Source organism: Micromonospora sp. NPDC049102 (assembly GCF_043197485.1).
Lineage (GTDB): Bacteria > Actinomycetota > Actinomycetes > Mycobacteriales > Micromonosporaceae > Micromonospora.
Window position 1 is genome coordinate 47,092 of the sequence record NZ_JBICTE010000035.1, and the last position, 24,696, is coordinate 71,787.

The window sequence follows — 24,696 nt, forward strand, 5'->3', positions numbered from 1 at the left end:
CGCCGCCGTCGGGCCGCACAGCCGTCGGGCCGCACAGCCGTCGGGCCGCACAGCCGTCGGACTGCGCGCGCGGCCGTCTGGCCGTACGACGCTGCCGTCGGACCGCACGGTGCGCCGCCGCGCAGCGCGGTCGTCAGATCTCGTCGAGCAGGTCCGCGACCGAGTTGATGATGCGGGACGGGCGGTACGGGTACCGCTCGGCCTCGGTGCGGCTGCTGATGCCGGTGAGCACCAGGATGGTCTCCAGCCCAGCCTCCAGGCCGCAGAGGATGTCGGTGTCCATCCGGTCGCCGATCATGGCGGTGGTCTCCGAGTGCGCGTTGATCGTGTTCAGCGCCGATCGCATCATCATCGGGTTGGGCTTGCCGACGAAGTACGGCTCCACCCCGGTCGCCTTGGAGATCATGGCGGCGACCGAGCCGGCGGCCGGCAACGCGCCTTCCACGGACGGGCCGGTGACGTCGGGGTTGGTGCAGATGAAGCGGGCCCCGTCGTTGATCAGCCGGACCGCCTTGGTGATCGCCTCGAAGCTGTAGGTGCGGGTCTCGCCGAGCACCACGTAGTCCGGGGCGAAGTCGGTGAGCACGTACCCGACCGCGTGCAGCGCCGTGGTCAGGCCGGCCTCACCGATGACGTACGCGGTTCCACCCGGGCGTTGGTCGGCGAGGAACTGGCCGGTGGCCAGCGCGGACGACCAGATCGACTCCTCCGGAACGTCCAGCCCCATCCGGCTCAACCGGGCGGTGAGGTCACGCGGCGTGTAGATCGAGTTGTTGGTCAGCACCAGGAACGGCTTGCCGGAGGCGCGCATCCGGTTGATGAACTCCGGCGCTCCGGGCACCGGCTGACCCTCGTGCACCAGTACGCCGTCCATGTCGGTGAGCCAGCTCTGCACGGGCTTGCGGTCATGCATCGGTGCCCCCAGCAGGCGTCGGTCGGCGGGTCGGTACACAGCAGACGGTGGGGCAGGTGTCCCACATCGGCAGGTCGCCGAGGCGACGGCGCAGCTGCGCGCCGTTCGGGTCGGTGCGTTCGGTGACCAACTCACGGATCATGGTCACGAAGCGCGGGTCGGTGCCCGGGGTGCCGGCTCGGACGAAGTCCAAGCCGAGCTGCTTCGCGGTCTCCAGGGCCTCGGTGTCGAGGTCCCACACGACCTCCAGGTGGTCGGAGACGAACCCGATCGGGCTGACCACCACGCCGGTGATGCCGCCCTCGGCGAGCGCGCCGAGGTGGTCGTTGATGTCGGGCTCCAACCACGGCACGTGCGGGGGGCCCGACCGGCTCTGCCACACCAGCTCGTACGCCAGATCGGGGGCCGCGGCCTCGGCCACCAGCCGGGCGGCCTCGCGCAACTGCGCCTCGTACCGGCCGCCGTGCGGGCCGGCGTTGGCCGCCATCGAGGTGGGGATGGAGTGGGCGGTGAACACGAGTCGGGTCGTGTCCCGCTTCGCGGGGTCGAGCTGGGCGAGGGCGGCCCGGACCGCGTCGACGTGCGGCTCGACGAACCCGGGGTGGTCCCAGAACTGCCGCAACTTCTCGATCACCGGCGCGTCCGGCCCGACGGCGGCGCGGGCGGCGGCGATGTCCTCCTGGTACTGCCGGCAGGACGAGTAGCCGCCGTACGCGCTGGTGACGAAGGCCAGCGCCCGGGTCACGCCGTCGTCGCGCATCCGGGTCACGGTGTCGGCGAGCATCGGGTCCCAGTTGCGGTTGCCCCAGTACACGGGCAGATCGATGCCGTTCGCGTCGAAGTCGGCGCGCAGGGCCGCCAGTAGCTCACGGTTCTGCTGGTTGATCGGGGAGACCCCGCCGAAGTGCTGGTAGTGCTCGGCGACCTCGGCCAGCCGCTCGGGCGGCACGCCGCGGCCGCGGGTCACGTTCTGCAGGAACGGCATCACGTCCTCGGGCCGTTCGGGCCCGCCGAAGGACACCAGCACCACCGCGTCGTACACCATGGGGTCATTCTTGCCCCTCGCCCACGACGGCCCGGCGACGCCCCCTGATCCGGACGCGTAGGTCACGCGTTCGGCCCTCGGGGGCGTCGCCGGGGAGCGTCAGGAACCGACCGAGTGGTAGCCGCCGTCGACGTGCACGATCTCGCCGGTGGTGGCCGGGAACCAGTCGGACAGCAGCGCCAGGCAGGCCCGAGCGGCGGGCTCCTGGTCGTTGAGGTCCCAGCCCAGCGGGGCCCGCTCGACCCAGGCGTCCTCGAACTGGTCGAAGCCGGGGATCGACTTGGCGGCGATGGTGCGCAGCGGACCGGCGGCGACCAGGTTGCTGCGGATGCCCTGCTTGCCCAGGTGCATCGCCAGGTAGCGGGACGTGGACTCCAGGCCGGCCTTGGCCACGCCCATCCAGTCGTAGACCGGCCACGCCTTGCTGGCGTCGAAGGTCAGGCCGACCACCGCGCCGCCGGCCGACATCAGCGGCAGGGCCGCCATGGCGAGCGACTTGTACGAGTAGGTCGACACGTGCAGGGCGGTCGCCACGTCCTCCCACGGCGCGTCGAGGAAGCCGCCGCCGAGGCAGCTCTGCGGCGCGAAGCCGATCGAGTGCACGACGCCGTCGAGCCCGTCGACGTGCTCGCGGACCCGGTCGGCGAGGCTGGCCAGGTGCTCGGCGTTGGTCACGTCGACCTCGATCACCGGCGCGGGCTCGGGCAGCCGCTTGGCGATCCGCTCGACCAGGGAGAGCCGGCCGAAGCCGGTGAGTACGACCTGAGCGCCGTTCTCCTGGGCGATCTTCGCCACTGAGAAGGCGATCGAGGCGTCGGTGATGACACCGGTGACGAGCAGCCGCTTACCAGCGAGCAGTCCGGACATGCAGGGTTTCCTCCGTAGTCAGAGAAGGTCAGTGGCCCATGCCGAGGCCGCCGTCGACCGGGATCACGGCGCCGGAGACGTACCCGGCGCTGTCCGAGGCCAGCCAGGTGACGACGGCGGCCACCTCGTCCGGGCTGGCCATCCGGCCGGCCGGGATGGACTTGCGGATCTCCGCCTTGCGGTCGTCGGACAGGCCGGCGGTCATGTCGGTGTCGATGAAGCCCGGCGCCACCACGTTCGCGGTGATGTTGCGGCTGCCCAGCTCGCGGGTGATCGAGCGGGCGACGCCGACCAGGCCGGCCTTGCTGGCGGCGTAGTTGACCTGACCCGCGCCGCCGGAGAGGCCCACCACCGAGGAAATGAAGATCATCCGACCCCACTTGGCTCGCAGCATCTTGCCGGAGGCGCGCTTGGCGACCCGGAAAGCGCCGGTGAGGTTGGTGTCGACCACGGTGGTGAACTGCTCCTCGGACATCCGCAGCAGCAGCGTGTCGTCGGTCATGCCGGCGTTGGCGACGACCACCTCGACCGGGCCCAGCTCGGCCTCGACGGCGGTGAACGCGGCGTCGATCGAGGCCGCGTCGGTGACGTCGGCCCGTACGCCGAACAGCCCGTCGGGGGCCTCGCCGCTGCGGTGGGTGACCGCCACCCGGTCGCCCTGCTTGGCGAAGGCCTGCGCGATGGCCAGGCCGATTCCCCGGTTGCCACCGGTCACCAGCACGGTACGGGCCACGGTTCCTCCTTGCGAGTGCACAGCACGGACGGCTCGGAGCCTAGGCGTTACCCGCAAGTAAGCGCTAACGGGTGTGGCGTCCCACCCAGGTACGACGTGGGGATCAACCTGCGGGGGCACGCCTGGTGGCGCCCTCGGCCCGTAGCCTCCGGGTGGTGAGCCGGCAACCGATCGCCGTGACCCTCGGCGCCCTGCGGCAGACCCTGTGGGGCCTGGACGCCCCACCCGACCGGTCGGTGCTGGCCCGTTGGCCCAGGCTGGCCCGCTACGCCGCCCCGGTGGGGTTGCTCGCCGCGCTGGGCCTGTTCCTCATCACGCTGAACGTGGAGAGCGAGTGGGGGTTGCCGACGCCGATCGCGCTGCTGTTCGCGGCGATGACCGTGGCGCCGCTGTTGGCGCTGCCCCGGTTTCCGCTGCTGGCCTGGCGGCTGACGGTGGTGGCCCTGCTGGTGTGCACGTTCAACGCGCCCGCCGACCAGGCCTGGCCGTGGACTCCGCCGCTGACGCTCGGGTCGATCGCGGTGCTGGCGGTGGTCGTCGCGCGGGTCGATCGGCCGGTGCTGGTCTGGGTCGTGGTGATCAGCACGGTGCCGGTGCTCACCCTGGTGCGTCCCGACAACCGGGCCGCCGTCCTGCTGCTGCTCGGCGCGCTGGCGATCGTCGGCGACCTGTACCGGCACAACAGGTTGTCCCGGCGGGCTCTCGCGGCGCAGACCGAGTTGAGTGAGCGGGAGCAGGAGCGTCGCGCCGTCCTGGAGGAACGCACCCGGATCGCCCGCGAGCTGCACGACGTGGTGGCGCACCACATGTCGCTGATCGCCGTGCAGGCCGAGACCGCGCCGTACCGGCTCGGCGACGTGCCCGCCCCCGCCACCGCGGAGTTCGTCGCCATCGCCGGCTCGGCCCGCGACGCGCTGACCGACATGCGGCGGCTGCTGGGGGTGCTGCGCAGCGAGGCCAGCGGGCCGCAGACCACCCCGCAACCCGACCTGGCCGACCTGGGCGCGATGGTGGACGCGGCCCGCCGTGCCGGGCTGCCGGTCACCCTGGAGGCCGGCCCGTCGGGGCCGGTGCCCGCACCGGTCGGCCTGGCCGCGTACCGCATCGTCCAGGAGGGCCTGGCGAACGCGGCCCGGCACGCGCCCGGCGCCGCGGTGCGCGTCACCGTCCGTTCCGGTCCGTCCGGTCTGGAAGTACGCGTCGACAACTCCCCGCCCGACGTCCGACCGACAGTCGACGGCGGCCCGGGACACGGGCTGACCGGCATGCGGGAGCGCGCGACCTCGCTGGGCGGTACGTTCACCGCCGGACCGCTGCCCGACGGCGGGTACGCCGTGGTGGCCGAACTGCCGTACGAGGTGGGGAGCGCAGAGGCATGATCAAGGTGCTGATCGCCGACGACCAGGCGATGGTCCGTCAGGGCTTCGGCGCGCTGCTCGCCGCCCAGCCGGACCTGCTCGTGGTGGGCGATGCCGCCGACGGCGCGCAGGCCGTGGCCGCCGCCCGCCGGCTCGACCCGGACGTGGTGCTGATGGACGTGCGGATGCCGGTCCTGGACGGGTTGGAGGCCACCCGCAAGCTGCTGGGTGACCGGTCGGCGCAGCGCCCCCGGGTGCTCATCCTCACGACATTCGACCTCGACGACTACGTGTACGAGGCGCTGCGGGCCGGTGCCAGCGGTTTCCTGCTCAAGGACGCCCCGGCGGCCGATCTGGTGCAGGCGGTGCGGGTGGTGGCGGCCGGGGACGCGCTGCTCGCCCCGGCGGTCACCCGCCGGCTGATCGCCGAGTTCGCGGCCCGCCCCGACCGCCGCCGGCCCCGCCCCACCGACCTGGCCGGGCTGACCCCCCGGGAGACCGAGGTGCTGCGGTTGATCGCCCGGGGCCGCAACAACGCGGAGATCGCCGGCGACCTGGTGGTGGCCGAGCAGACGGTGAAGACGCACGTCGGGCGGATCCTCGCCAAGCTGGGGCTGCGTGACCGGGCCCAGGCCGTGGTGCTGGCGTACGAGACCGGTCTGGTCGCCGCCGGCGAGTAGCAGCGGTCTCGTCGCCGCCGGCGAGTAGCACCGGGGAGCCACCCGGGAGACGGCTCCCCGGCACGACGCCCGCGACCCGTGCGCCACCGCACTCTTCCTCCGGACGACATTCCGGAAGGGGAGAACGCGCATGCGACGACGAGGTGCCGCCCGTGTGGCGCTGAGCGCACTGCTCGGTGTGAACCTGATTCTGCCCAGCAGACCGGAGCCGGTCGCGGCTACGGGGTTCGTCGAGGCGTACCCGGTGACGGCGGCGGCGATGCGCGCGGCCGGCCACCCGTACGCGGACTGGGTGGCCGACGGACGCCGGTTCCTGACCTTCGACGCGCGCGGTGACGGCCGCGCGGTGGAGGTGCTCGGCGACCTGGCCGACGCGGACCGGATCGCGGTGCTGGTGCCGGGGGTGGGCAGCACGCTCGCCGACTTCGACCGGGGGCTGGGCGGGGTGGCCGGGCGCGCGCCGGCGGTACAGGCCGCGCAGCTGTATCGGCGGCTGCGCTCGACCGACCCGTCGGCGCGGGTCGCGGTGCTGGCCTGGCTCGGCTACGACCCGCCCGACGGGGTGGTGGCCGCCGTCAGCGACGCGAGCGCCCGGCGCGGGGCGATCGGGCTGGCCGGGCTGCTGCGGGAGCTGGCGACGCGGCGTCCCACCGCGACGATCACGGTGATCGGGCACAGCTACGGGGCGCTGGTGGCGGCGCTCGCGGCGGCACACGCCCCGGCGCAGGTCGGCGACGTGGTGAGCCTCGGCGGTGTCGGCGCGGGGGTGCAGCGTGCCGACGAGTTGCGCGACGGCCTGCGGTTCTGGGCTGCCGAGGCGTCCTCCGACTGGATCCGCCGGGTGCCGGGGGTGCGGCTGCCCGGTCTCGGGTACGGGCGTCGCCCGGGCGACCCGGCGTTCGGCGCCCGGCCGCTGCCGGTGGACGGGGTGTCCGGGCACGACGGCTACCTGGCGACGGGCAGCGCCACGCTGGGCGCGCTCGCGGGGGTCGTGCTGGGCACCGGGCCGGTCGAGGACGCGCGGTGAACCGCGACCGCGCGGTCGACGCGCTGCGGGCGTACGCGATCGGTGGGGTCGTGCTCGGGCACTGGCTGGTCACCGGTCTGGTGCTGGCCGGGGACGGCGGCCTGCACCAGGCCAGTCCGTTGGCCACGCTGCCCGGCCTGGCCCCGGTCACCTGGGTGTTGCAGACACTCGGCCTGTTCTTCTTCGCCGCCGGCTTCGGCTCGGCACGGTCGCTGGCCGGGCACCGGGGCGGGTGGGGCGGCTGGCTGGCCCGCCGGACGCGTCGTCTGCTGCTACCCGCGGTGGCGCTGCTCGGCACGGGTGCCGCGGTGCTGCTGGCCGCCACCGTGGCGGGGGCACCGGACGACACGCTCGCCGTGGGGCTGCGGCTCGCGGTCAGTCCGCTGTGGTTCCTGGCGCCGCTGCTGCTCCTCGTCGCGTCGAGCGGCCCGCTGCGCGCGGCCGTACGCCGATGGGGGGTCGCACGCTGCGCGCTGCCGGCGGTGGCCGTGGTGGCGGTGAGCGACCTCGTGGTTCGTCTGCTTCCGGACGGTGTCACCGTGCCGCCGGTCAGCGTGGTGGCGGCCTGGTCGGTGCCGTACCTGCTCGGCCTGGCGTACGCCGACGGGCGGCTGGGTGGACGGCGGACGGCCGCCCTGCTGGCGACGGGCGGGGGCGTCACGCTGGCCGTGCTGCTGGCGGCGGGTTACCCGGTCAGCGCGGTCGGGGTGCCCGGGGCCGGCGTGTCCAACCTCAACCCGCCGTCGCTGCTGGCGGTGGCGCTCGCGGTCACCCAGGTCGGGGTGGGCCTGCTGGCCCGACCAGGGTGGGAGCGGTTGCTGGCCCGGCCGCTGCCCGCTCGGGTGGTGAGCAGGTTGAACAGCGACGCCGTGCGGATCTACCTGTGGCACCAACCGGTGCTGGTCGGGGTGACCGCGCTCACCGCACGAGGTGGCCTGCCCCTACCCGGGCTGCACACCGCACCGGACGGCCCGGGGTGGCTGCTCGCCCGGTGCTGTTGGCTACCGCTGCTGGCCACGGTGCTGGCCACGGTGGTGCGTACGGGTCGCCGGAGCGGGTCCACGGACCGCCCCGGCGGGTCGCGCCGGCCGGGCGGTGGAGCGTTCGCCGGCCGGTCGGCCGAGTGCGTGCCCGTGCCGACGCAGGTGTACGATCATCAACGTTCGGACCGGGCCGACTTTCAGGAGGTGATCGCTGTGCGAGATAGCGATCCTCCTAGTCGTGGCCGGGCCGATGGTCAGCCCCGCTGAGCCACGACTCAGCCTGGCGAGCTGACCCCGCTCCGCTCCCCCACCACCTCGGCGAACGCCGTGGTGTGTGCCGCACCGTCCGGTCACCGGACGGTCGCCGGGAGCCGCCCGGTCACGACTTCGTGTGCGCGTCCCCACCCCCTGCGGTCCGCCCCCGCACGCGGACCGTCCAGCCGCCACTCGGAGTTGTCCATGAGCCGCTACGTCGCCCCGCTGGGCTTCACCCTCGCCGCCGTCTGGGTGGCCGTCGTCTTCGTCCTGGCCGGTGGCGGTCACTGACCACCACCGGCCGTCCCTCCCCTGACGGTCCTCTCCCCTGGTCGTCAGCTGACCCGGTCGGCCCAGGCCGTCAGCTGCCCCGGCCTTCGGTCAGAGCATCCGCTGACCCGGTCGAAGGTCAGAGCATCCGCGACGACCAGAGCAGGCTGAGCGCGCCGGCGCAGAGCGCCAGCAGCAGCGCCACCCCGGCGTACCACTGCGTCACCTCGCGCGGCTCGGTGCGGAAACCGATCGAGCTGCCCATGTCCTGGTAGACCTGCTTCAGCTCGCTCACCGAGGCAGCCTCGTAGAAGTAGCCCTCGGTGCTCTCGGCCAGCTCGGCAAGGGCCAGCCGGTCCACCGGCACCCGCTGGAGCTGCCCGCCGATGTCGACCTGACCCGTGTCCGTGCCGAACGCGATAGTGGAGACCGGCACGTTGGCCGCCTGCGCGGCAGCGGCCGCCTCCTCCACCGACCGGCCGGAGGTCCGGAAACCGTCCGACAGCAGCACGATCCGCGCCGGTGGGATACCCGCCGCGCCGTCAGCCGGGACCGACCGGATCGCCTCCAGGCAGGTGAACACCGCCTCGCCCGTCGCGGTCGCCTCGGCCAGCACCAGACCGTCGATCGCGGCGGTCACCGCGTCCCGGTCCTTGCCCGGCGGCACCAGCACGTTCGCCGCCTTGGCGAACGACACGAGGCCCAGGTTGTAGCTCTCCGGCAGCTCGGCCACGAACTGCTTCGCCGCCTCCTGCGCGGCCTCCAACCGGTTCGGCGCCACGTCGTCGGCCTGCATCGACAGCGACACGTCGATGGCGAGCATCACGGTCGCCCGCTCCAGCGGCTCCTTCGTGTCCATCGCCGGTCGGGCCAGGGCCGTGGCGAGCACCAGCAGGCAGAGCAGGAACGCGGTCGCCGGGACGTGCCGCCGCCAGCCGAGGCCCTTCGGCGCGACGGTACGCAGCAGGTCCACGTTGGTGAACCGCATCGCGTACGCCCGGCGGTGCAACTGCCGCCACACGTAGAACCCGGCGAGCGCGAGCACCGGCAGCACGGCCAGCAGCCACCACGGTTGCAGAAAACGGATCATCGTGTCGTCCCCCGGGTACGCGCGTGCCGCTGCGCGGCCACGAAACGCACCATGTCCAGCAGCCAGTCTCGGTCCGTACGCAGACGCAGGTGGGCCGCGCCGGCACCGCGCAGCGCGGCGGCGATCGTGGCCCGTTGGGCGGCTGCGGCCTCGGCGTAGCGCTGCCGCAGCCGGGGGTCCGCGGTCTGCACCTCGTGCAGCTCACCGCTCTCCGGGTCGACCACCGGCAGCACCCCCACGTCGGGCAGCTCCAGCTCACGCGGGTCGACCACCTCGATCGCCAGCACGTCGTGCCGTACGCGCAGCTTGCGCATGGGCCGGGCCCACTGCTCGGCCGGTGCCAGGAAGTCCGAGACCACCACAGCCACCCCGCGCCGCCGGGGCGGGCGGTTGAGCATGTCGACGAGTGCTCCCAGATCACCTCGACCGGGCTGGATCGCCGTACCGGCGACGGTACGCAGCAGACCCTGCGCCTCCTTGCGACCGGAGCGGGCCGGCAGGCGGGTGAACGCGCCGGGACCGGCCGGAGGCGGGCCACCCCGCCAGCGCCGCGCCGGCGCGGACGCGCCGCCACCGGTGCCGATCACCGCGCCGATGCGGTTGCCGCCGCGCACGGTCAGGTGGGTGATGGCAGCGGCGGCCGCCACCACCACCTCCCGCTTGAGCCACTGCCCGGTGCCGAAGTCCAGACTGGCCGAGAGGTCCAGGGCCAGCCAGGTCTCCAACTCCCGGTCCGCGACCGTCCGTCGCACGTGCGCGGTCGTGGTCCGCGCGGTCACCGGCCAGTCCATCCGGCGTACGTCGTCGCCGGGGCGGTACTCCCGCGACTCCCCCGCCTCGCTGCCCGGGCCGGGGAGCAGGCCGGCGTAGTCGCCCTGGAGCAGACCGTCGAGCTTGCGGGTGACCAACAACTGGAGCCGGGACAGCACGGCCTCGCTGCGGTCGGCCAGAGGGGCGGGTCGAGGGGTGGGTGAGGTCACGGTCGCTGCCCGGGCCAGCCCGCACCCGGCGGTGGGACGGTCGACGGCGGGGTGGCCTGCTGTCGGGGCGCGACCGACGGGAGCGGGATGGTCGACATCACCCGCTGCACGATGTGGTCGGCCGGCACGTCGTCGGCGAGCGCGTCGTAGCTGAGCACCAGCCGGTGCCGCAGGATGTCCGGGGCGATGTCCTGCACGTCCTGCGGCAGGGCGTAGTCGCGGCCCCGCAGCAGCGCCAGCGCCCGGGTGGCCCGGACCAGACCGAGCGAGGCGCGCGGGCTGGCGCCGTACTGGATCAGCTGGGCGACGTCCGGCATGCCGTGCTCGGCGGGCGCGCGGGTGGCCAGCACCAGACGTACCGCGTAGTCGACGAGCGCGTTGTGCACGAAGACCTGGTCGGCCTTGCGTTGCAGGGCGATCAACTCGGGGGTGTCGAAGACCGCCGTCGGCTCCGGCGCGGCAACGCCCATCCGGTAGACGATCTCCCGCTCCTCGGCGTCGGTCGGATAGCCCACGACGATCTTCATGAGGAAGCGGTCCCGCTGGGCCTCCGGCAGCGGGTAGACGCCCTCCTGCTCGATCGGGTTCTGGGTGGCCATCACCAGGAACGGGTCGGGCACCCGGTGGCTCTCGCCGCCGATGGACACCTGCCGCTCGCTCATCACCTCCAGCAGCGCCGACTGCACCTTGGCCGGCGCACGGTTGATCTCGTCGGCGAGCAGGAAGTTGACGAAGACCGGGCCCAACTCCACGTCGAACTTCTCGCTCGACTGCCGGTAGATCCTGGTGCCCATGATGTCGGCCGGCACCAGATCCGGGGTGAACTGCACCCGGGCGAAGGACCCGCCGACGACCTTGGCGAGGGTCTCCACGGCCAGGGTCTTGGCGACGCCGGGCACACCTTCGAGCAGGCAGTGGCCGCGGGCGAGCAGCGCGACGAACATCCGCTCGACCATCCGGTCCTGGCCGACGATCACCCGTTTGATCTCGAACAACGCCTTCTCCAGCAGGGTGGCGTCCTGCGCGGGCGTGGTCACCGGGGCGGGCGCCTGCGGTGCCGCCCCGTTCGGCGTCGGGGCGTCGGGCGTGGTCGGCTGGGCCACCGGTCCTCCACAGCGTTCGTCGGTCGTCGCGGCTGATGCGGTATCAAGACTCGCATGCCTTCCTGAGTGCCGAGGTGGGGAGAACCCGAAATTCGCCGCGCCGTCCCGACCACCGAATCGCGCGTCACGGGTGGACAGGGACCGGGCCGCCGTGTGTACGATTCATCCCGTCGCCGGGCGGCTCCCCCCGTGGCCGCCCGGCGCTCAAACTTTTTCCGTCCGGCCGCCCTAGACTGGCCCGGATGAGCGCCCCCACTCCTGCCGACGAAGCCCTGGTCTGCTCGGCCCGGGGCTGCCGCGCCCCCGCCGTCTCGGCGCTGGAGTGGAACAATCCCCGCCTGCACACCGCCGATCGGCGCAAGACGTGGCTGGCCTGCGCCGAGCACCGTGACACCCTCGGGGCGTTCCTGGACGCCCGGGGCTTCCTCCGTACCGTCACTCCGGTGTCCGGATCGCCTACCCTCGACATGTGAGCGAGCGATGAGGCACAGCAGCGTGGCGTCTCGCGTGGCGGCGCGGGACACGCAGAACGGATCCCGTCGGTGAGCGCGGAGGACCGCGCCGAAATCCCGACCTCTCCCGACCCCGACGCCCCACCGGCCCTGCCCGGCCCCACCGCCCCGACCCGGGCGACCTCCCCAGCCGCTGCGCCGCCCGGCGTCGCGCCGCCGCCCGGCGCGTTCCCCGCGCCCGGCACGCTCGGCCCGGACCCGTCTCCCCCGGACGTGTCGTCGCCAGCCCCGTTGCCGCCGAACGCCGTTCCCCCGTCCGACAGCCACCACGACGTTTCCTCGTCGCCGCCCGACCTGCCGCCCCCCGGGCTCCTGCCGGCCGGGCGTGACCCCGCCGCGTCGAGACACGGCCCGTTGGAGCCGTGGCCCGACACCGTCCAGTGGCAGCCGATCTCCGCCGACCTGATCTGGGTGGAGCTGATCCGGCTCGCGCTCGTGGTGGCCGTCGGCCTGGCCGTCACCGCGATCGGCTGGGCGCTGAGCGGCCACTGGCTGTTCGGTCTCGCCCTCGCCGTCGTACTGGTGCTCGGCGGGTGGCGGGCCACTGCCATCGTCCGGGCGGTACGCGCCTGGGGCTACGCCGAGCGCGACGACGACCTGCTCGTGCGGCACGGGCTGCTGGTCCGTCGGCTGTCGATCGTCCCGTACTCCCGCATGCAGTTCGTCGACGTGAGCGCCGGCCCGCTGGAACGCGCCTTCGACCTGGCCACCGTGCAGTTGCACACGGCCGCGGCCGCCAGCGACGCACGGGTACCCGGCCTGCGTCCGGCCGAGGCGTCCCGACTGCGCGACCGGCTCACCGCGCTCGGCGAGGACCGGGCGGAGGGGCTGTGACCGGCCGCGCGGGCGACCCTCGGCGACGCCGGGAGCCGGCCCGATGAGCGAGAGCCCCGTCGAGCCGGGCACCCGACCGCCGCCCTCCGACGGCGGCGCGTTCCCGCCCGGCACGCCGCACCCGGTCGGCACGCCACAACCGCCCGGCACGCCGCATCCGGTCGGCACGCCGCAGGCCGCGGGGTCGCCGTACCCCGTCGGGCCGGCGCAGGCGGCCGGGCCGGCGCAGGCGGTTCAGCCCTGGCCGGCGCCGGGGGGCGGTGGTGACGGCGAGCCTCGGCAGCGGCTGCACCCGCTCAGCCCGCTGCTGCACGGTGCCAAGTCGCTGGTCGTGGTGATCGCCGGCCTGTCCTGGTCGACGCTGTCGCGGGTCGGCTTCGGTTGGTTCGCCGCCATGGTGGTGGTGCTGGCGCTCGGCGCGACGGTGCTGTCGGTGATCAGTTGGTACAACACCGGCTACCACGTGGTGGGTCGTGAGCTGCGGGTGTACGAGGGGCTGCTGTGGCGGCGTACCCGGGCGATTCCGCTGGAGCGGTTGCAGGCCGTGGAGGTGGTCCGGCCCCTGCTCGCCCAGCTCACCGGCCTGGCCGAGCTGCGCCTGGAGGTCGTCGGCGGGGGCAAGACCGAGGCGCCGCTGGCGTACCTCGGGGTGGCCGACGCATCCCGCCTGCGCGAGCGGTTGCTGGCGCTCGCCGGCCGGACGGCGGCACCCGACACCACCGCGCCCGCGACGCCGGCCGAGGCGGCGACGGCCGTGCCGGGCCGGCCACTGCATGCGGTACGCAACCAGAACCTGCTGGTCAGCCAGTTGCTCACCCCGCAGGCGTTCCTGCTCCCGTTCGGTGTGGCCTTCGTCGTGGTGCAGTTCGTCACCGCCGGGTCGTGGTCGTTCATCGCGGTGGCCAGCACGCTGACCGCGATGGCCGGTGTGCTGCTGCAACCGATCCGCCGGGTCCTCGACGACTGGAACTTCCGGCTGGCCCGCGACGGCGGCACCCTGCGGGTGCACAACGGCCTGCTGGAGACCCGGGCGCAGACCGTGCCGCTGGACCGGGTCCAGACCGTACGGGCCACGTGGCCGCTGCTGTGGCGGGTCAACGACTGGCTGCGACTGAGGTTGGAGGTGGCCGGCTACTCGATCGCGGAGGCCGACGACCGCAACCGGCCGGACCGGCTGCTGCCGGTGGGCGACCTGCCGACCGCCACGATGATCGTCGGCGAGGTGCTACCCGGCGTACGCCTGGACGCGCTCATACTGAGCCCGCCACCGCCCCGGACGCGCTGGCTGCACCCACTCGGACGCGGCGCGCTCGGTGCGGGCCTGTTCGAACGGGTCTTCGCCACCCGGTCCGGGCTGCTCACCCGGGAGTTGGCGATCGTGCCGTACGCGCGGATCCAGAGCGTGCGCGTCGTGCAGGGGCCGGTGCAACGCCGGCTGGGGCTGGCCACCGTGTACGCGGACACGGCCGGCGGCTCGGGCGCGGCGGCCCAGGACCGCGACCTCGCCGAAGCCTGGTCCCTGGCAGCCGAACTGACCACCCGAGCAACCGCCGCCCGCCACCAAACCCCCGAACCCCCAACCCACTGACCCACCCCCACCCCCACCCCCACCCCCACCCCCACCCCCACCCCGGTTGATCATGAAGTTATTGCCCCGACACGCCGACGCGAGGAGCAATAACTTCATGATCACCGGGGGAAGGGACGGGGCGGAGGGGGCGGGGCGGGGGCGGGCGGGGCGGGGGGCGGGGCTGTTAGTGGTTGGCCGGGACGGGCGGGGTTGGGGTTTCGGTGGGTGGGGGTGGGAGTGGGGGTGGGGGTGCGGTAGCGACGGGTGTGGTGGGGGGTTGGGTGGCGCGGTGGGCGCGCCAGGTCCTCCAACCCCGCTCGGCCAGGCCGACCACCAGGTAGGTCAGCCCGACGTACGTCCAGCCCACCAGTACGTCGATCACGTAGTGCTCGCCGGAGTAGACCAGGGTGAAGGTCATCGCCAGCGGGTACGCGAGCAGTAGTGGCCACCACCGGCGGCGGGTGGTGTGCAGGAAGAACAGCACCACGAACAGCGCCCACGCGGTGTGCAGCGACGGCATCGCGGCGACCGGGTTCGAGGCGATCTGGCCGGCGTTGAGCACGTTGCCGGCGCCGTGCATGCCGAACACCTTCCAGCCCCGGGTGGAGATCCGGGCGACCTCGGTGAGCAGGCCGTTCTGCGCGGCCCACCACGGCGGGGCGGCCGGATAGATGAAGTAGGTGGCCAGCCCGGCGGCGCACAGGAAACCCCAGCGGCGCATGTAGGCGGCCCAGCGGTGCCGGTCGCGCAGCCAGAGGACGGCGGCGGCGGCCAGCGCCACCACGAAGTGCGAGAAGTACACCCAGCTCGCCGCGATGTCCCACCAGTGCACCTGCGGGCGGTACAGGTGCTCCTGCAGCCAGACGGTGGGCACCTCCCCACCGGTGGCCCAGCCGAACATGAACCGGTCGGCGACGATCAACTCCATGGCGTGCGGGGTGGCGCCGTTGTCGGCGAACCCGCGCGACAGGTTGTACGCGGCAAGCAGCAGCACCACCGGTACCCAGTCCCGGGCGAAGCGCAGGTGGCTGCGCCACGGGCGGTCGCTGTTCCAGGCGATGGTCCCGAGCCAGATCCAGACGAAGGCGTACGCCGGGTCGGTGGGGAGACCGACGCCGAGCCACGCGGCGACGAAGGCGACCGCCCAGATCGTCATGGCGACGATGCGCCGGCGGCCCGCTTCCGGGGACGCGGGTGGGTCGGTCCGGGCGGGGGGCTGGGGGTCAGTCACGACGGCCATCGCGGTCAAGGTTAACGACGGCTACGGCATCGACCGACGGGTACCACCCGGCGGGGCGCCGCACGGTTGGAGGGTGGGCGGCGCCGGGATCGCCGGGCGCGTGCTCGGCAGGCTCGGGGAGCACCTAGGCTGGCGACCATGCAGGAGCAGCCCGAGCCGGCCTTCGCGCCGGGTCTGACCGCCCAGGTCGAGCTGACCGTCACCGACGCGGACACCGCCCAGGCGGTCGGTTCGGGGGACGTACCGGTGCTGGGCACACCCCGGGCGCTCGCGCTCGCGGAGGCCGCCACCGTCGCGGCCACGGCCAGCGCGATGCCACCCGGGTCGACGACTGTGGGCATCCGGGTCGAGCTGGAGCATCTCGCGCCGACGGTGGTGGGCCGCACGGTGCGGGCGCAGGCGCTGCTGGCGACGGTCGACGGTCGCCGGTTGTCGTTCGAGGTGACCGTCGCCGACGGCGACCAGACGGTGGCGCGGGGCCGGGTGGACCGCCTCCTGGTGGACCGGCAACGCTTCGTCGACCGGGCCGGGCGGTCGTCGTGAGCGCCGGGTTCGTCGAGGTCGCCGACCGGGTGTACGTGCGGGGCGAGCCCCTGCTGCGGGTCAACGTCACGCTCGTCGTCGGCGACGACGGAGCGCTGCTGGTGGACACGCTCTCCTCGGCCGGGCAGGCCGCCGAGCTGGCCGAGGCCGTCCGAGCGGTCACCGACCGTCCGCTGACCCTCGTCAACACGCACCACCACTACGACCACTGCTTCGGCAACGCCGTCCTGGCCGGCGACCCGGCCCGCCCGGTGTACGCGCACGAGCGGGCCGCCGCCGCGCTGCGCGACGAGCCGGAGCGGCTGCGCCGGGAGGCGTACGAGGAGGTGCGCGCGGAGCACCCGGAGCTGGCCGCCGACCTGGCCGACACTGCGCTGCTGGCCCCGACGCACACGGTGCACACCGAGACGACGCTCGACCTGGGTTCTCGACGGGTGGTGCTGCGGCACCCGGGGCGTGGGCACACCGACGCCGATCTGGTGGTGCACGTTCCCGACGCCGATGTGCTCGTCGCCGGCGACCTGGTGGAGCAGAGTGGTCCGCCCGCCTTCGAGGACTCGTACCCCCTGCAGTGGCCGGACGCGGTCGCGGACCTGCTGCGGCTGACGACCGCGCGCACGGTCGTCGTGCCGGGTCACGGCGATCCGGTGGACGTCAATTTCGTGCGTGCCCAGCACGCGGGGCTGGTGCGGCTGGCCTGGCTGATCCGGGCCGCGCACACCGGCGACGCGCACCCGGAGCGGGTGGCCGCCGAGGCGCCCTTCGGTGCCCGAGCGGCCCTGATCGCCGCGCGCCGCGGCTACCGGGAGCTCAACGGCGAAAGCTGAGCGCCCGACCCCCGTCGATCTTGCACTTCCTGCGGCGACATAGCCCCGGATAAGGGACATATCGTCAACAGGAAGTGCAAGATCGGCGCGGAGGAGAGGGCGGAGCTAGACCCCCGTGCGGCGCCACTGCTGGCTTGCGCTGGTGGTGCAGGTGGACTGGACGGCGCGGGCGCCGTCGGTGGTGGCGGCGTTGAGGATGGTCAGGCACTTGTTGCTGTGCCTGGCGATGAGCTGTACCGCGCCCGTGCCTGGGTCCTGCACGCGCCACTGCTGGTTGGTGCCGCCGTTGCAGGTCCACTGGGTCACTCGGACGCCGTCGCCGGTGGCGCTCGCACCGCCGTACACGTCCAGGCACTTGCCGCTGTGCGCGCTGATCACCGTCTGGTAGCCGCCGCCGGCGTCCTGGAACCGCCACCGCTGGTTGGGCTGCCCGTTCGCGGCCCACTGCACGATGTCGGCGCCGTCGTTCGTCGCGTTGTTGGAGACGTCCAGCAGCTTCCCGCTGTGCTGGGCGGTGAGGGTGTACGCGGACGGCACCGGCACCGTGGTGCCCGGGGTCAGCCGGTACAGCCCGGCACCGTGGGCCGGCAGGGAGCGGGTGAGCGTGCCGTTGACCGTGCCGAGGGATGCGCCGGACCACAGGTCGGTCACGGTGGCCGATCCGATTCCGAGGTCGGCCAGGTTGACCGAGACGTTCGCCGCGCTGCTCTCGCGGTTGAACAGGGCGACGTAGCGGTCGGTGCTGCCCGGCACGTCGGCGGTCCACACCTGCCGGGTGCCGCCGGAGAGCTGACGGTTGTTCGCGCTGTTCTGGTCGACGGCCAGGACTGCGGCGTTCGTCATCAACGCCAGATCCGAGGCGCGGTTCTCCACCAGGTTGCCGCCCCACATCAGCGGCGCCCGGTTGATCGCCCAGAGCGTCATCAGGGTGCGCTGCTCGTCGGCGCTCAGGTTGGAGTAGCGCGGCGATCCGACCGGCCCGTACTTGGAGAGACGGCCGATGGGGATCATGTCCGGGTCGGGCCACGCGCCGGTGCCGCGGTACGGGGTCCAGTTGCGGAGTTGGTCGAAGAGGGCGTCGACGGACGACCAGTTGTCCCACAGGTCGTTGACGATCCGCCACATGTGCGCGTTGGCCTGGACGTGGCCTCCGCTGGCCAGCGGGGTCGCACCCGGCGACAGGCTCAGCACCATGGGACGGCCGCTGTGCTGGATGGCCAGCTTGTAGCCCTCGACCTCCGCCTGGCGGTAGGTCGGGGCGGCGATGTCGTCCACCTTGACGAAGTCGATCCCCCAGGACGCCAGCAGTTGGAACACCGAGTCCAGGTAGCTCTGCGCGCAGGGGTTGGACATGTTGAGGCCCCACATGAGGTTGAGCCAGGCCGCCGTGGTGCTGTTGTTGATCTGGTTGGCGCGGCAGGTGGTGCCGAGGATCGGGACGTTGTCGGCGACCGCCTGGCGGGGGATGCCCCGCATCAGGTGGACCCCGACCTTCAGTCCCTGCGCGTGGATGTAGTCGGCCAGGGGCTTGAACCCGTTGCCGCCCGCCGCGGAGGGGAACCGGGTGGTGTCGGGCAGCAACCGCCCGTTGCCGTCCATGCCGAGCCGGGGTTGCAGGTTCGAGTCCTGGTTGGGGCTGTTGTTGTGTCGCCCGGGGTAGTACCAGGCCCAGTCGATCACCACGTACTGCCAGCCGACCTGGCGCAGGTTGGTGGCCATGTAGTCGGCGTTGGCCCGTACGTCGGCCTCGGTGACGCTCCAGTTGAACGAGTCGTAGCTGTTCCACCCCATCGGCGGGGTGCTGGCTGTTTCGTTGTCCCAGGCGAGCGCCCGCTCCGGCGGGCTGGCGGCCACGCCGGTTGCGGCCACCAGGACGACGACGAGGATGGCGGCGAGGCGGCGGAATGTCGGTGGTACCAGGACGAGTCTCATCGGAGCCTCCCGGATAACACGCTGGAAATAGGCAGACGCCGATGTTAACGTTCACATAACGTGGCCGTCAACCAGTCGTCACCACTCCTCAGACGCCGAAGCGGCGCTCGACGTCGGCGCGCGTGGGCATGGCGGTGGCCCCGCCCGGCGACTCGCAGACCAGGCCGGCGACCCGCAGCGCGAACGCCACCGAATCCACCCAGCCGGCCGGGTCGGCCGGCTCGCCGTCGCGCAGCAGGCCGGCGATCAACGCGGCCATGACCGAGTCACCGGCGCCGGTGGCGTCGACGGCGTCGACCTTCGGGGCCGGCACCCGCACGGGGTCGGCCTCGGCGGCGGCCAGCACCGCGCCGGCCGCGCCGAGCGTCACCACCACGGTGGAAGCCCCGAGTTCCCGCAGGTACGCGGCGACGCCCTCGACCGGCTCACCCGGATACAGCAGCCCGGCGTCGGCGCTGCTCAGCTTGACCAGGTGCGCTCCCGCGGCGAACTCCGCCACCACCCGTCGCAGCCCGTCCAGCGCGGCCGGCCCGTCGAGCAGTCGCGGGCGGACGTTCGGGTCGAGGACCCGCAGACCCGTGGCGAGCGACCAGGCCCTGCGGGCGGCGGCCAGCGTGCCCGGCTCGAGCAGCACGATCGAGCCGCAGTAGAGCACGTCGGCGCCCTCGGTCAGCGCCAGGTCCAGGTCGTCCGGGCCGAGCAGCCCGTACGAGGGTGGCTCGCCGTAGAAGCGGAAGTCCGGTTCCGGGCCCGCGTACGTCACCACCGCGAGCGTGGTCGGCGCGGGCACCGCGACCGCCCCGGCCAGGCCCACCCCGACCTCGGTCAGGAAGCCGCGGATTCGCCCGCCCAGCGCGTCGTCGCCGAGCGAGCCGACGAACTGCGCCGCCCCGCCGAGGCGGGTCACCCCGACGGCGACGTTGAGCGGGCCACCACCGATGGCCTGCCGGTAGACCCGTTCCCCGTCGAGTTCGCCGTCGAGCAGGTCGACCAGCGCCTCGCCGAGCACAAGCGCGTACCCCATCGGAGTTCCCCTCGTCGTCGGCGGCCGCGACGGCCGTCTGCGACCAGGCTGGCACAGCGCACGGCCCGGCGAGCGGCGAAGGCCCGGGCCGCGCTCAGCCCGGGTGGTGGATCGGTCCGTCGAGCGCGGCCAGGGGACGTCCACTGCCGCCCCAGCGGGCGGCGACGATCTGCGCCGCCACGCTGACCGCGGTCTCCTCGGGGGTACGACCACCGAGATCCAGCCCGATCGGCGAGGCGAGCCGGTCGAGTTGCTCGGGGGCGAGCCCCGCCTCGCGGAGCAGCTTGTGCCGCTCGTCGTGGGTACGCCGCGAGCCCATCGCGCCGACGTACGCCAGCGGTTGGCGCAGGGCCAGCTCCAGCAGCGGCACGTCGAACTTCGGATCGTGGGTGAGCACGCAGACGACGGTGCGCCGGTCGACCCGGCCGGCGTCGACCTCGTCCCGCAGGTAGCGGTGCGGCCACTGCACCACCACCTCGTGCGCCTCCGGGAAGCGCCGGCCGGTGGCGAAGACGGGCCGGGCGTCGCAGACGGTCACCCGGTAACCGAGGAACGCGCCGATGCGGGCCACCGCCGCCGCGAAGTCGATCGCCCCGAAGACGATCATCCGGGGCGGAGTCGCGTACGCGGCCACGAACAGGCTCAGGCCGCTGCCCCGGCGCTGCCCCTGGTAGCCGTACCGCAGGACGCCGCTGTGCCCGGCGGCGAGCAGCCCGCGCGCGTCGTCGACCGCCGCGTCGTCCAGCCGGTCGTCGCCGAGCGAGCCCGTCACCTGCCCTCCGGTCAACACCAGCCGACGGCCCAGCCGCCCCGCCGGATCGGTCGACGCCGCGGTGTCGCCCGCGTCGGTGGCCACGCAGGTGACGACCGCGGCCGGTTCGCCGGCCTGCCGCGCGGCGGCGACCACGTCGAGCTGCGCCAGGGCGCCGTCGTCGAGCCGTTGGACGAACACGTCCAGCATGCCGCCGCAGGTCAGGCCCACCGCGTACGCCTCGTCGTCGCTGACGCCGTAGTGGACCAACTCCGGCACGCCGGTGTCGAGCACGTGGCGGGCCCTCTCGTAGAGGTCCGCCTCGACGCAGCCGCCGGAGACGCTGCCGGTGACCGACCCGTCGGCAGCGACGAGCATGGCGGCCCCGGGCGGCTGCGGCGCGGATCGCCAGGTGGCGACCACGGTGGCCAGGGCGACCGACTCGCCGGCCCGGCAGCGGCGGTGCAGCTCGTCGAACACGTCGGGCACGCGCTGCCGCCTCCTTCGTCTGCTCGGACGGCCGTCGTCGCCGTAGGAAGGCAGACCATCACTATAGGAGAGAACGGGCGGGGCCGATCGGAGTACGGACAAGCCCGGCACGGGCGCCCGCCGCGATTGACGCATCGAGGACCGACTATTGCGCCGGCGACGGGCGACGTGGTGGGATGACGCGTACCGGGCGGTGCGAGGGCTGCCGCGCCACCGGTTGCCGGGTTGGTTAGACGCGAGGGCACCGGTCCAGGACAGGACCGTCGATGGCGCGTGTCCCCCGGCCGATCTTCTGCCGGGGCGCGCCAGGGTGATCGTCGTATCCGCTTGCGGCGGGGCGGCCCAGGCGGCACGCCTCCCGAGTCAGGAGAACCCGTGAACCGTTTCCGTACGGCCGCAGTGCTCACCGCGGCCCTGACCCTTGCGCTGGGCGCCGTCGCCCTGGCGTCCAGTCCACAACCGGCGGCCGCGCACGGCGCGGCGATGACGCCCGGCGCCCGCACCTACCTCTGCTGGCAGGACGGCATGAGCCAGACCGGCGAGATCAGGCCGAACAACCCGGCGTGTGCCGCCGCCGTGGCGCAGAGCGGCACGAACTCGCTCTACAACTGGTTCAGCGTGCTGCGCTCCGACGCCGGTGGCCGTACCACCGGCTTCATTCCGGACGGGCAGCTGTGCAGCGGTGGCAACACCGGCTACCGGGGCTACGACCTGGCCCGCACCGACTGGCCGCTGACCCACCTGACCTCCGGCGCGCGGCTGGACTTCAAGTACAGCAACTGGGCGCACCACCCGGGCACCTTCTACTTCTACGTGACGAAGGACAGCTGGAGCCCCACCCGCGCGCTGGCCTGGAGTGACCTGGAGGAGCCGTTCCTGACGGTGACCAACCCGCCGCAGCGCGGCGCGGTCGGCACCAACGACGGTCACTACTACTTCAGCGGCAACCTGCCGTCGGGCAAGAGCGGCCGGCACATCATCTACTCCCGCTGGGTGCGTTCGGACTCGCAGGAGAACTTCTTCGGCTGCTCGGACGTGACCTTCGACGGCGGCAGCGGCCAGGTGACCGGTGTGGGTCCGGGTGGCAACAACCCGACCACCCCGCCGCCCACCACGCCTCCGCCCACCACGCCTCCGCCCACCACGCCGCCGCCCACCACGCCTCCGCCGACCACCCCGCCGCCGACCACGCCTCCGCCGTCCAGCGGTGGCTGCATGGCCGTCTACAAGGTGACCAGCACCTGGCAGGGCGGATTCCAGGGCGAAGTCACGATCATGAACCACGGCAGCACGCCGTTCTCCGGCTGGACCGCGAGCTGGACCTGGCCCAGCGGACAAGTGATCAACCAGATCTGGAGCGCCACACAGACGACGTCCGGCGCCTCGGTGACGGCCACGAACGTCCAGTACAACGGCACGGTCGCGCCGGAAGGCACGACGTCGTTCGGCTTCCTGGCCAGCAGCACAGGAACGAACAGCCTCCCGACGGTCACCTGCGCCCGTCGCTGAGGTCCCGCTGAAATGATCAAGAGGTTTGCGTCATCCGGAGCGCTTCCGGTGACGCAAACCTCTTGATCGACAGGGTGGGGTCCGTGGGTCAGCGGACCATGGAGCCGACCACCGGCTTCGTCAGCAGGGCCGACTGGTTGCGCTGGATGCCCGGGTCGAGCGTCTTGGCCACGAAGATGGCGTGCCAGATGCAGAAGATCAGCACCGTCCACACCTTGCGGGAGTGGTCGGCCTCCTCCCGCTTGTGCTCGTCGAGCAGCCGCAGCGCGTACGACAGGTCGAGCAGGTCACCCGCGCCGGAGGTGCTCAGCACGTGCCGGGCCCACTCGTACATCTCGCCGCGCAGCCAGACCCGGGTGGGGGTCGGGAAGCCCAGCTTCTTACGGTTGACGATCGCCGGCGGGACGACGCCCTGCAACGCCTGGCGCATCGCGTACTTGGTGGCGTCGGAGCGCGGCGGCAGCTTCAGGTCGACCGGGATCTTCGCCGCGACGTCGAACACCTCGCGGTCGAGGAACGGCACCCGCACCTCCAGCGAGTGCGACATCGAGATCCGGTCGGCCTTGACCAGGATGTCGCCGCGCAGCCAGGTGTAGAGGTCGACGTACTGCATCTTGGTGACGTCGTCCAGCTCGGTGCACTCGGCGTAGATCGGGGCGGTGACGTCCGTGTAGCGCACCGAGGGGTCGTAGCGGCGCATCAGGTGCTGCTTCTCCTCCTCGGTGAACATCCGGGCGTTGCCGTAGTACCGCTCCTCGATCGGGGTGGTGCCGCGCTCCAGGAAGCTCTTGCCCTTGACGCCCTGCGGAATCGCCTTGGAGACCGCGCGCAGCCCCTTCTGCACACCACCGGGCAGACCGTTGACGCTGCCCAGCGACAGCGGCTCCCGGTAGATCGTGTAACCGCCGAAGAACTCGTCCGCGCCCTCGCCGGAGAGCACCACCGTGACGTGCTCGGCGGCCTTCTTCGCCACGAAGTACAGCGGCACCAGCGCCGGGTCCGCCACCGGGTCGTCCAGATGCCAGACGATCTTCGGCAGCGCGTCGATCATGTCCTGCGGACCGATCTTGGTGGGGATGGTGGTGACGTCCAGGTGCCGCGCCGAGTCCTGGGCGACATCGATCTCGGAGTAGCCCGGGACGTCGTAGCCGACGGTGAACGTCAGGATGTTCGGGTTGAACTCGCGGGCCAGCGCGACCACCGCTGTCGAGTCGATGCCGCTGGACAGGAACGAGCCGACCGGCACGTCGGAGCGCATGTGCATGCGCACGCTCTCGCGCAGCGTCTCCCGGATCTCGTGGTAGAGCTTCTGCTCGTCGTCGACCGGCGCGGGCCGGAACACCGGCCGGTACCACCGCCGCACGTCGATCCGCCCGCCCGGGGTCCAGGTCAGGTACTCCCCCGAGCCGATACGGCTGATGCCCTTGTGCAGCGTGCCGGGCTCCGGCACGTACTGCAGGGTCAGGTAGTGGCTCAGGTTGGCCGCGTCGACGCCCGCGTCGCCCTGGTAGTTGCTGTGCGCGAACGGCAGCAGCGCCTTCTTTTCCGACGCCAGGTAGAGGCCGTCGGCGGTCTCCAGATAGTGCAGCGGCTTGATGCCGAAGTAGTCGCGGCCGCCGAACGCCCGCCGTTCCTGCCGGTCCCAGATGACGAAGGCGAACATGCCGCGCAGCCGGGTGAGCACCTGCTCGCCCCAGTAGTGGTAACCGGCGACGATCACCTCGCCGTCACCGGCGGTCGCGAACTGCGCCCCGAAGTCCCGGATCAGCTCGTCGCGCAGCTCGATGTAGTTGTAGATCTCACCATTGAAGGTCAGCAGGTAACGGCCGTTCGCGTAGGGCAGCGGCTCGTGGCTCGACGCGACGTCGATGATGGCGAGCCGCTTGTGGGCGAACACTCCGTCCGCGTACCGGCCGGACGCGTCGCCGACCACCTCGACCCCTGTCTCGTCGGGGCCGCGGTGGTGCAGGCATTCCAATGCTCCGGCGATGTGGTCGCGGTGCGCGGCGGCATTGCCGTTCGCGCTGAAGAAGGCCAGGAGTCCGCACATGGTCGTCATCTTTCCACGCGGTCTGTCGGCCCGTCGCAGCCGTCCGTCGTTCCGGGCCGCTCCCGGCCGCCACCACCGCAAACCGGGCGCGCGGTACCGTCGGGACCAGCC

22 protein-coding genes are annotated in these 24,696 nt (G+C 72.9%); 10 read left to right on the forward strand and 12 right to left on the reverse strand.

All coding sequences use genetic code 11. From position 1 onward, the window contains the following. Positions 1–133: 133 nt before the first annotated feature. The 4 genes from ACGFH9_RS26270 to fabG form a co-directional block, all read right to left on the reverse strand. Positions 134–913: an HAD-IIA family hydrolase gene (locus tag ACGFH9_RS26270; protein WP_007462546.1), complete on the reverse strand. Its 780-nt coding sequence runs from the start codon at positions 911–913 to the stop codon at positions 134–136. Next, the gene (locus ACGFH9_RS26275; RefSeq protein ID WP_393224197.1) at positions 906–1,958 is read right to left on the reverse strand and encodes a ferrochelatase; all 1,053 of its coding nucleotides are present in this window, start codon (positions 1,956–1,958) and stop codon (positions 906–908) included. Before ACGFH9_RS26275 ends, ACGFH9_RS26270 begins: the two co-directional genes overlap by 8 nt. A gap of 99 nt (positions 1,959–2,057) precedes the next feature. Next, positions 2,058–2,825, reverse strand: a complete 768-nt coding sequence (gene fabI, locus ACGFH9_RS26280; protein ID WP_393224200.1) for an enoyl-ACP reductase FabI — start codon at positions 2,823–2,825, stop codon at positions 2,058–2,060. A 28-nt stretch (positions 2,826–2,853) separates the two neighbouring features. Further along, positions 2,854–3,558, reverse strand: coding sequence for a 3-oxoacyl-ACP reductase FabG (fabG, locus tag ACGFH9_RS26285; RefSeq protein WP_393224202.1), 705 nt, complete (start codon positions 3,556–3,558; stop codon positions 2,854–2,856). 155 nt (positions 3,559–3,713) lie between these two features. Here fabG and ACGFH9_RS26290 point away from each other — a divergent pair, with 155 nt between their 5' ends. The 4 genes from ACGFH9_RS26290 to ACGFH9_RS26305 all read left to right on the forward strand — a co-directional run bounded on the left by ACGFH9_RS26290 (position 3,714) and on the right by ACGFH9_RS26305 (position 7,873). Continuing rightward, positions 3,714–4,937 carry a sensor histidine kinase gene (locus ACGFH9_RS26290; protein ID WP_393224205.1) on the forward strand — a complete coding sequence of 408 codons (1,224 nt, stop codon included), beginning with the start codon at positions 3,714–3,716 and terminating at the stop codon, positions 4,935–4,937. Next, a complete protein-coding gene (locus ACGFH9_RS26295) occupies positions 4,934–5,596 on the forward strand; it encodes a response regulator transcription factor (protein ID WP_355245683.1) in 663 nt (220 codons plus the stop codon). Before ACGFH9_RS26290 ends, ACGFH9_RS26295 begins: the two co-directional genes overlap by 4 nt. A gap of 130 nt (positions 5,597–5,726) precedes the next feature. Beyond that, complete coding sequence (locus ACGFH9_RS26300) at positions 5,727–6,623, forward strand: alpha/beta hydrolase (protein ID WP_393224209.1); 897 nt, start codon at positions 5,727–5,729, stop codon at positions 6,621–6,623. Beyond that, positions 6,620–7,873, forward strand: a complete 1,254-nt coding sequence (locus ACGFH9_RS26305) for an acyltransferase family protein (RefSeq protein ID WP_393224212.1) — start codon at positions 6,620–6,622, stop codon at positions 7,871–7,873. Before ACGFH9_RS26300 ends, ACGFH9_RS26305 begins: the two co-directional genes overlap by 4 nt. A gap of 397 nt (positions 7,874–8,270) precedes the next feature. Here the strand turns inward: ACGFH9_RS26305 and ACGFH9_RS26310 are convergent, their stop codons facing one another. Genes ACGFH9_RS26310 through ACGFH9_RS26320 form a run of 3 tightly spaced genes read right to left on the reverse strand, consistent with a single transcriptional unit; the run spans position 8,271 to position 11,304 of the window. After that, on the reverse strand, positions 8,271–9,221 hold the full coding sequence (locus ACGFH9_RS26310; protein WP_393224215.1) for a VWA domain-containing protein: 951 nt from the start codon (positions 9,219–9,221) through the stop codon (positions 8,271–8,273). Next, the gene (locus ACGFH9_RS26315; protein WP_393224276.1) at positions 9,218–10,219 is read right to left on the reverse strand and encodes a DUF58 domain-containing protein; all 1,002 of its coding nucleotides are present in this window, start codon (positions 10,217–10,219) and stop codon (positions 9,218–9,220) included. Before ACGFH9_RS26315 ends, ACGFH9_RS26310 begins: the two co-directional genes overlap by 4 nt. Beyond that, complete coding sequence (locus ACGFH9_RS26320; RefSeq protein WP_355245668.1) at positions 10,198–11,304, reverse strand: MoxR family ATPase; 1,107 nt, start codon at positions 11,302–11,304, stop codon at positions 10,198–10,200. The genes ACGFH9_RS26315 and ACGFH9_RS26320 overlap by 22 nt, the downstream gene beginning before the upstream one ends. Positions 11,305–11,546: 242 nt before the next feature. Here ACGFH9_RS26320 and ACGFH9_RS26325 point away from each other — a divergent pair, with 242 nt between their 5' ends. From ACGFH9_RS26325 to ACGFH9_RS26335, 3 genes are all read left to right on the forward strand, one after another. Continuing rightward, complete coding sequence (locus ACGFH9_RS26325; protein ID WP_393224219.1) at positions 11,547–11,777, forward strand: hypothetical protein; 231 nt, start codon at positions 11,547–11,549, stop codon at positions 11,775–11,777. 333 nt (positions 11,778–12,110) lie between these two features. After that, complete coding sequence (locus tag ACGFH9_RS26330; RefSeq protein WP_393224279.1) at positions 12,111–12,650, forward strand: PH domain-containing protein; 540 nt, start codon at positions 12,111–12,113, stop codon at positions 12,648–12,650. A 43-nt stretch (positions 12,651–12,693) separates the two neighbouring features. After that, positions 12,694–14,238, forward strand: a complete 1,545-nt coding sequence (locus ACGFH9_RS26335; RefSeq protein ID WP_393224222.1) for a PH domain-containing protein — start codon at positions 12,694–12,696, stop codon at positions 14,236–14,238. Positions 14,239–14,404: 166 nt separating this feature from the next. On the opposite strand, the gene ACGFH9_RS26340 is transcribed toward ACGFH9_RS26335, so the two are convergent. Next, a complete protein-coding gene (locus ACGFH9_RS26340) occupies positions 14,405–15,460 on the reverse strand; it encodes a phosphatase PAP2 family protein (protein WP_393224225.1) in 1,056 nt (351 codons plus the stop codon). Between the two features lie 138 nt (positions 15,461–15,598). Here ACGFH9_RS26340 and ACGFH9_RS26345 point away from each other — a divergent pair, with 138 nt between their 5' ends. Together ACGFH9_RS26345 and ACGFH9_RS26350 are read left to right on the forward strand one after the other, a co-directional pair. Then, positions 15,599–16,003 carry a thioesterase family protein gene (locus ACGFH9_RS26345; protein WP_393224228.1) on the forward strand — a complete coding sequence of 135 codons (405 nt, stop codon included), beginning with the start codon at positions 15,599–15,601 and terminating at the stop codon, positions 16,001–16,003. Next, entirely contained in the window at positions 16,000–16,830 is an 831-nt protein-coding gene (locus ACGFH9_RS26350) for an MBL fold metallo-hydrolase (RefSeq protein WP_393224231.1), read from the forward strand. Before ACGFH9_RS26345 ends, ACGFH9_RS26350 begins: the two co-directional genes overlap by 4 nt. A 105-nt stretch (positions 16,831–16,935) precedes the next feature. Here the strand turns inward: ACGFH9_RS26350 and ACGFH9_RS26355 are convergent, their stop codons facing one another. The 3 genes from ACGFH9_RS26355 to ACGFH9_RS26365 form a co-directional block, all read right to left on the reverse strand. Then, positions 16,936–18,762, reverse strand: coding sequence for an alpha-galactosidase (locus tag ACGFH9_RS26355; protein ID WP_393224234.1), 1,827 nt, complete (start codon positions 18,760–18,762; stop codon positions 16,936–16,938). 88 nt (positions 18,763–18,850) lie between these two features. Then, positions 18,851–19,786 carry a PfkB family carbohydrate kinase gene (locus tag ACGFH9_RS26360; protein WP_393224237.1) on the reverse strand — a complete coding sequence of 312 codons (936 nt, stop codon included), beginning with the start codon at positions 19,784–19,786 and terminating at the stop codon, positions 18,851–18,853. A gap of 94 nt (positions 19,787–19,880) precedes the next feature. After that, on the reverse strand, positions 19,881–21,026 hold the full coding sequence (locus tag ACGFH9_RS26365) for an XdhC family protein (protein ID WP_393224239.1): 1,146 nt from the start codon (positions 21,024–21,026) through the stop codon (positions 19,881–19,883). Positions 21,027–21,401: 375 nt separating this feature from the next. Between ACGFH9_RS26365 and ACGFH9_RS26370 the strand changes: the two genes are divergently transcribed. Continuing rightward, on the forward strand, positions 21,402–22,535 hold the full coding sequence (locus ACGFH9_RS26370; protein WP_393224241.1) for a lytic polysaccharide monooxygenase: 1,134 nt from the start codon (positions 21,402–21,404) through the stop codon (positions 22,533–22,535). A gap of 88 nt (positions 22,536–22,623) precedes the next feature. Here ACGFH9_RS26370 and asnB read toward each other — a convergent pair whose 3' ends face one another. Further along, positions 22,624–24,585, reverse strand: coding sequence for an asparagine synthase (glutamine-hydrolyzing) (asnB, locus tag ACGFH9_RS26375; protein ID WP_355245640.1), 1,962 nt, complete (start codon positions 24,583–24,585; stop codon positions 22,624–22,626). Between the last annotated feature and the right edge of the window lie 111 nt (positions 24,586–24,696).

Coding starts and splice junctions, on each gene's coding strand:
- ACGFH9_RS26270 (WP_007462546.1), bottom strand. CDS start 913: ATGCATGACCGCAAGCCCGTGCAGAGCTGGCTCACCGACATGGACGGC.
- ACGFH9_RS26275 (WP_393224197.1), bottom strand. CDS start 1,958: ATGGTGTACGACGCGGTGGTGCTGGTGTCCTTCGGCGGGCCCGAACGG.
- fabI (WP_393224200.1), bottom strand. CDS start 2,825: ATGTCCGGACTGCTCGCTGGTAAGCGGCTGCTCGTCACCGGTGTCATC.
- ACGFH9_RS26295 (WP_355245683.1), top strand. CDS start 4,934: ATGATCAAGGTGCTGATCGCCGACGACCAGGCGATGGTCCGTCAGGGC.
- ACGFH9_RS26300 (WP_393224209.1), top strand. CDS start 5,727: ATGCGACGACGAGGTGCCGCCCGTGTGGCGCTGAGCGCACTGCTCGGT.
- ACGFH9_RS26310 (WP_393224215.1), bottom strand. CDS start 9,221: ATGATCCGTTTTCTGCAACCGTGGTGGCTGCTGGCCGTGCTGCCGGTG.
- ACGFH9_RS26325 (WP_393224219.1), top strand. CDS start 11,547: ATGAGCGCCCCCACTCCTGCCGACGAAGCCCTGGTCTGCTCGGCCCGG.
- ACGFH9_RS26335 (WP_393224222.1), top strand. CDS start 12,694: ATGAGCGAGAGCCCCGTCGAGCCGGGCACCCGACCGCCGCCCTCCGAC.
- ACGFH9_RS26340 (WP_393224225.1), bottom strand. CDS start 15,460: ATGGCCGTCGTGACTGACCCCCAGCCCCCCGCCCGGACCGACCCACCC.
- ACGFH9_RS26345 (WP_393224228.1), top strand. CDS start 15,599: ATGCAGGAGCAGCCCGAGCCGGCCTTCGCGCCGGGTCTGACCGCCCAG.
- ACGFH9_RS26355 (WP_393224234.1), bottom strand. CDS start 18,762: ATGAGACTCGTCCTGGTACCACCGACATTCCGCCGCCTCGCCGCCATC.
- ACGFH9_RS26360 (WP_393224237.1), bottom strand. CDS start 19,786: ATGGGGTACGCGCTTGTGCTCGGCGAGGCGCTGGTCGACCTGCTCGAC.
- asnB (WP_355245640.1), bottom strand. CDS start 24,585: ATGTGCGGACTCCTGGCCTTCTTCAGCGCGAACGGCAATGCCGCCGCG.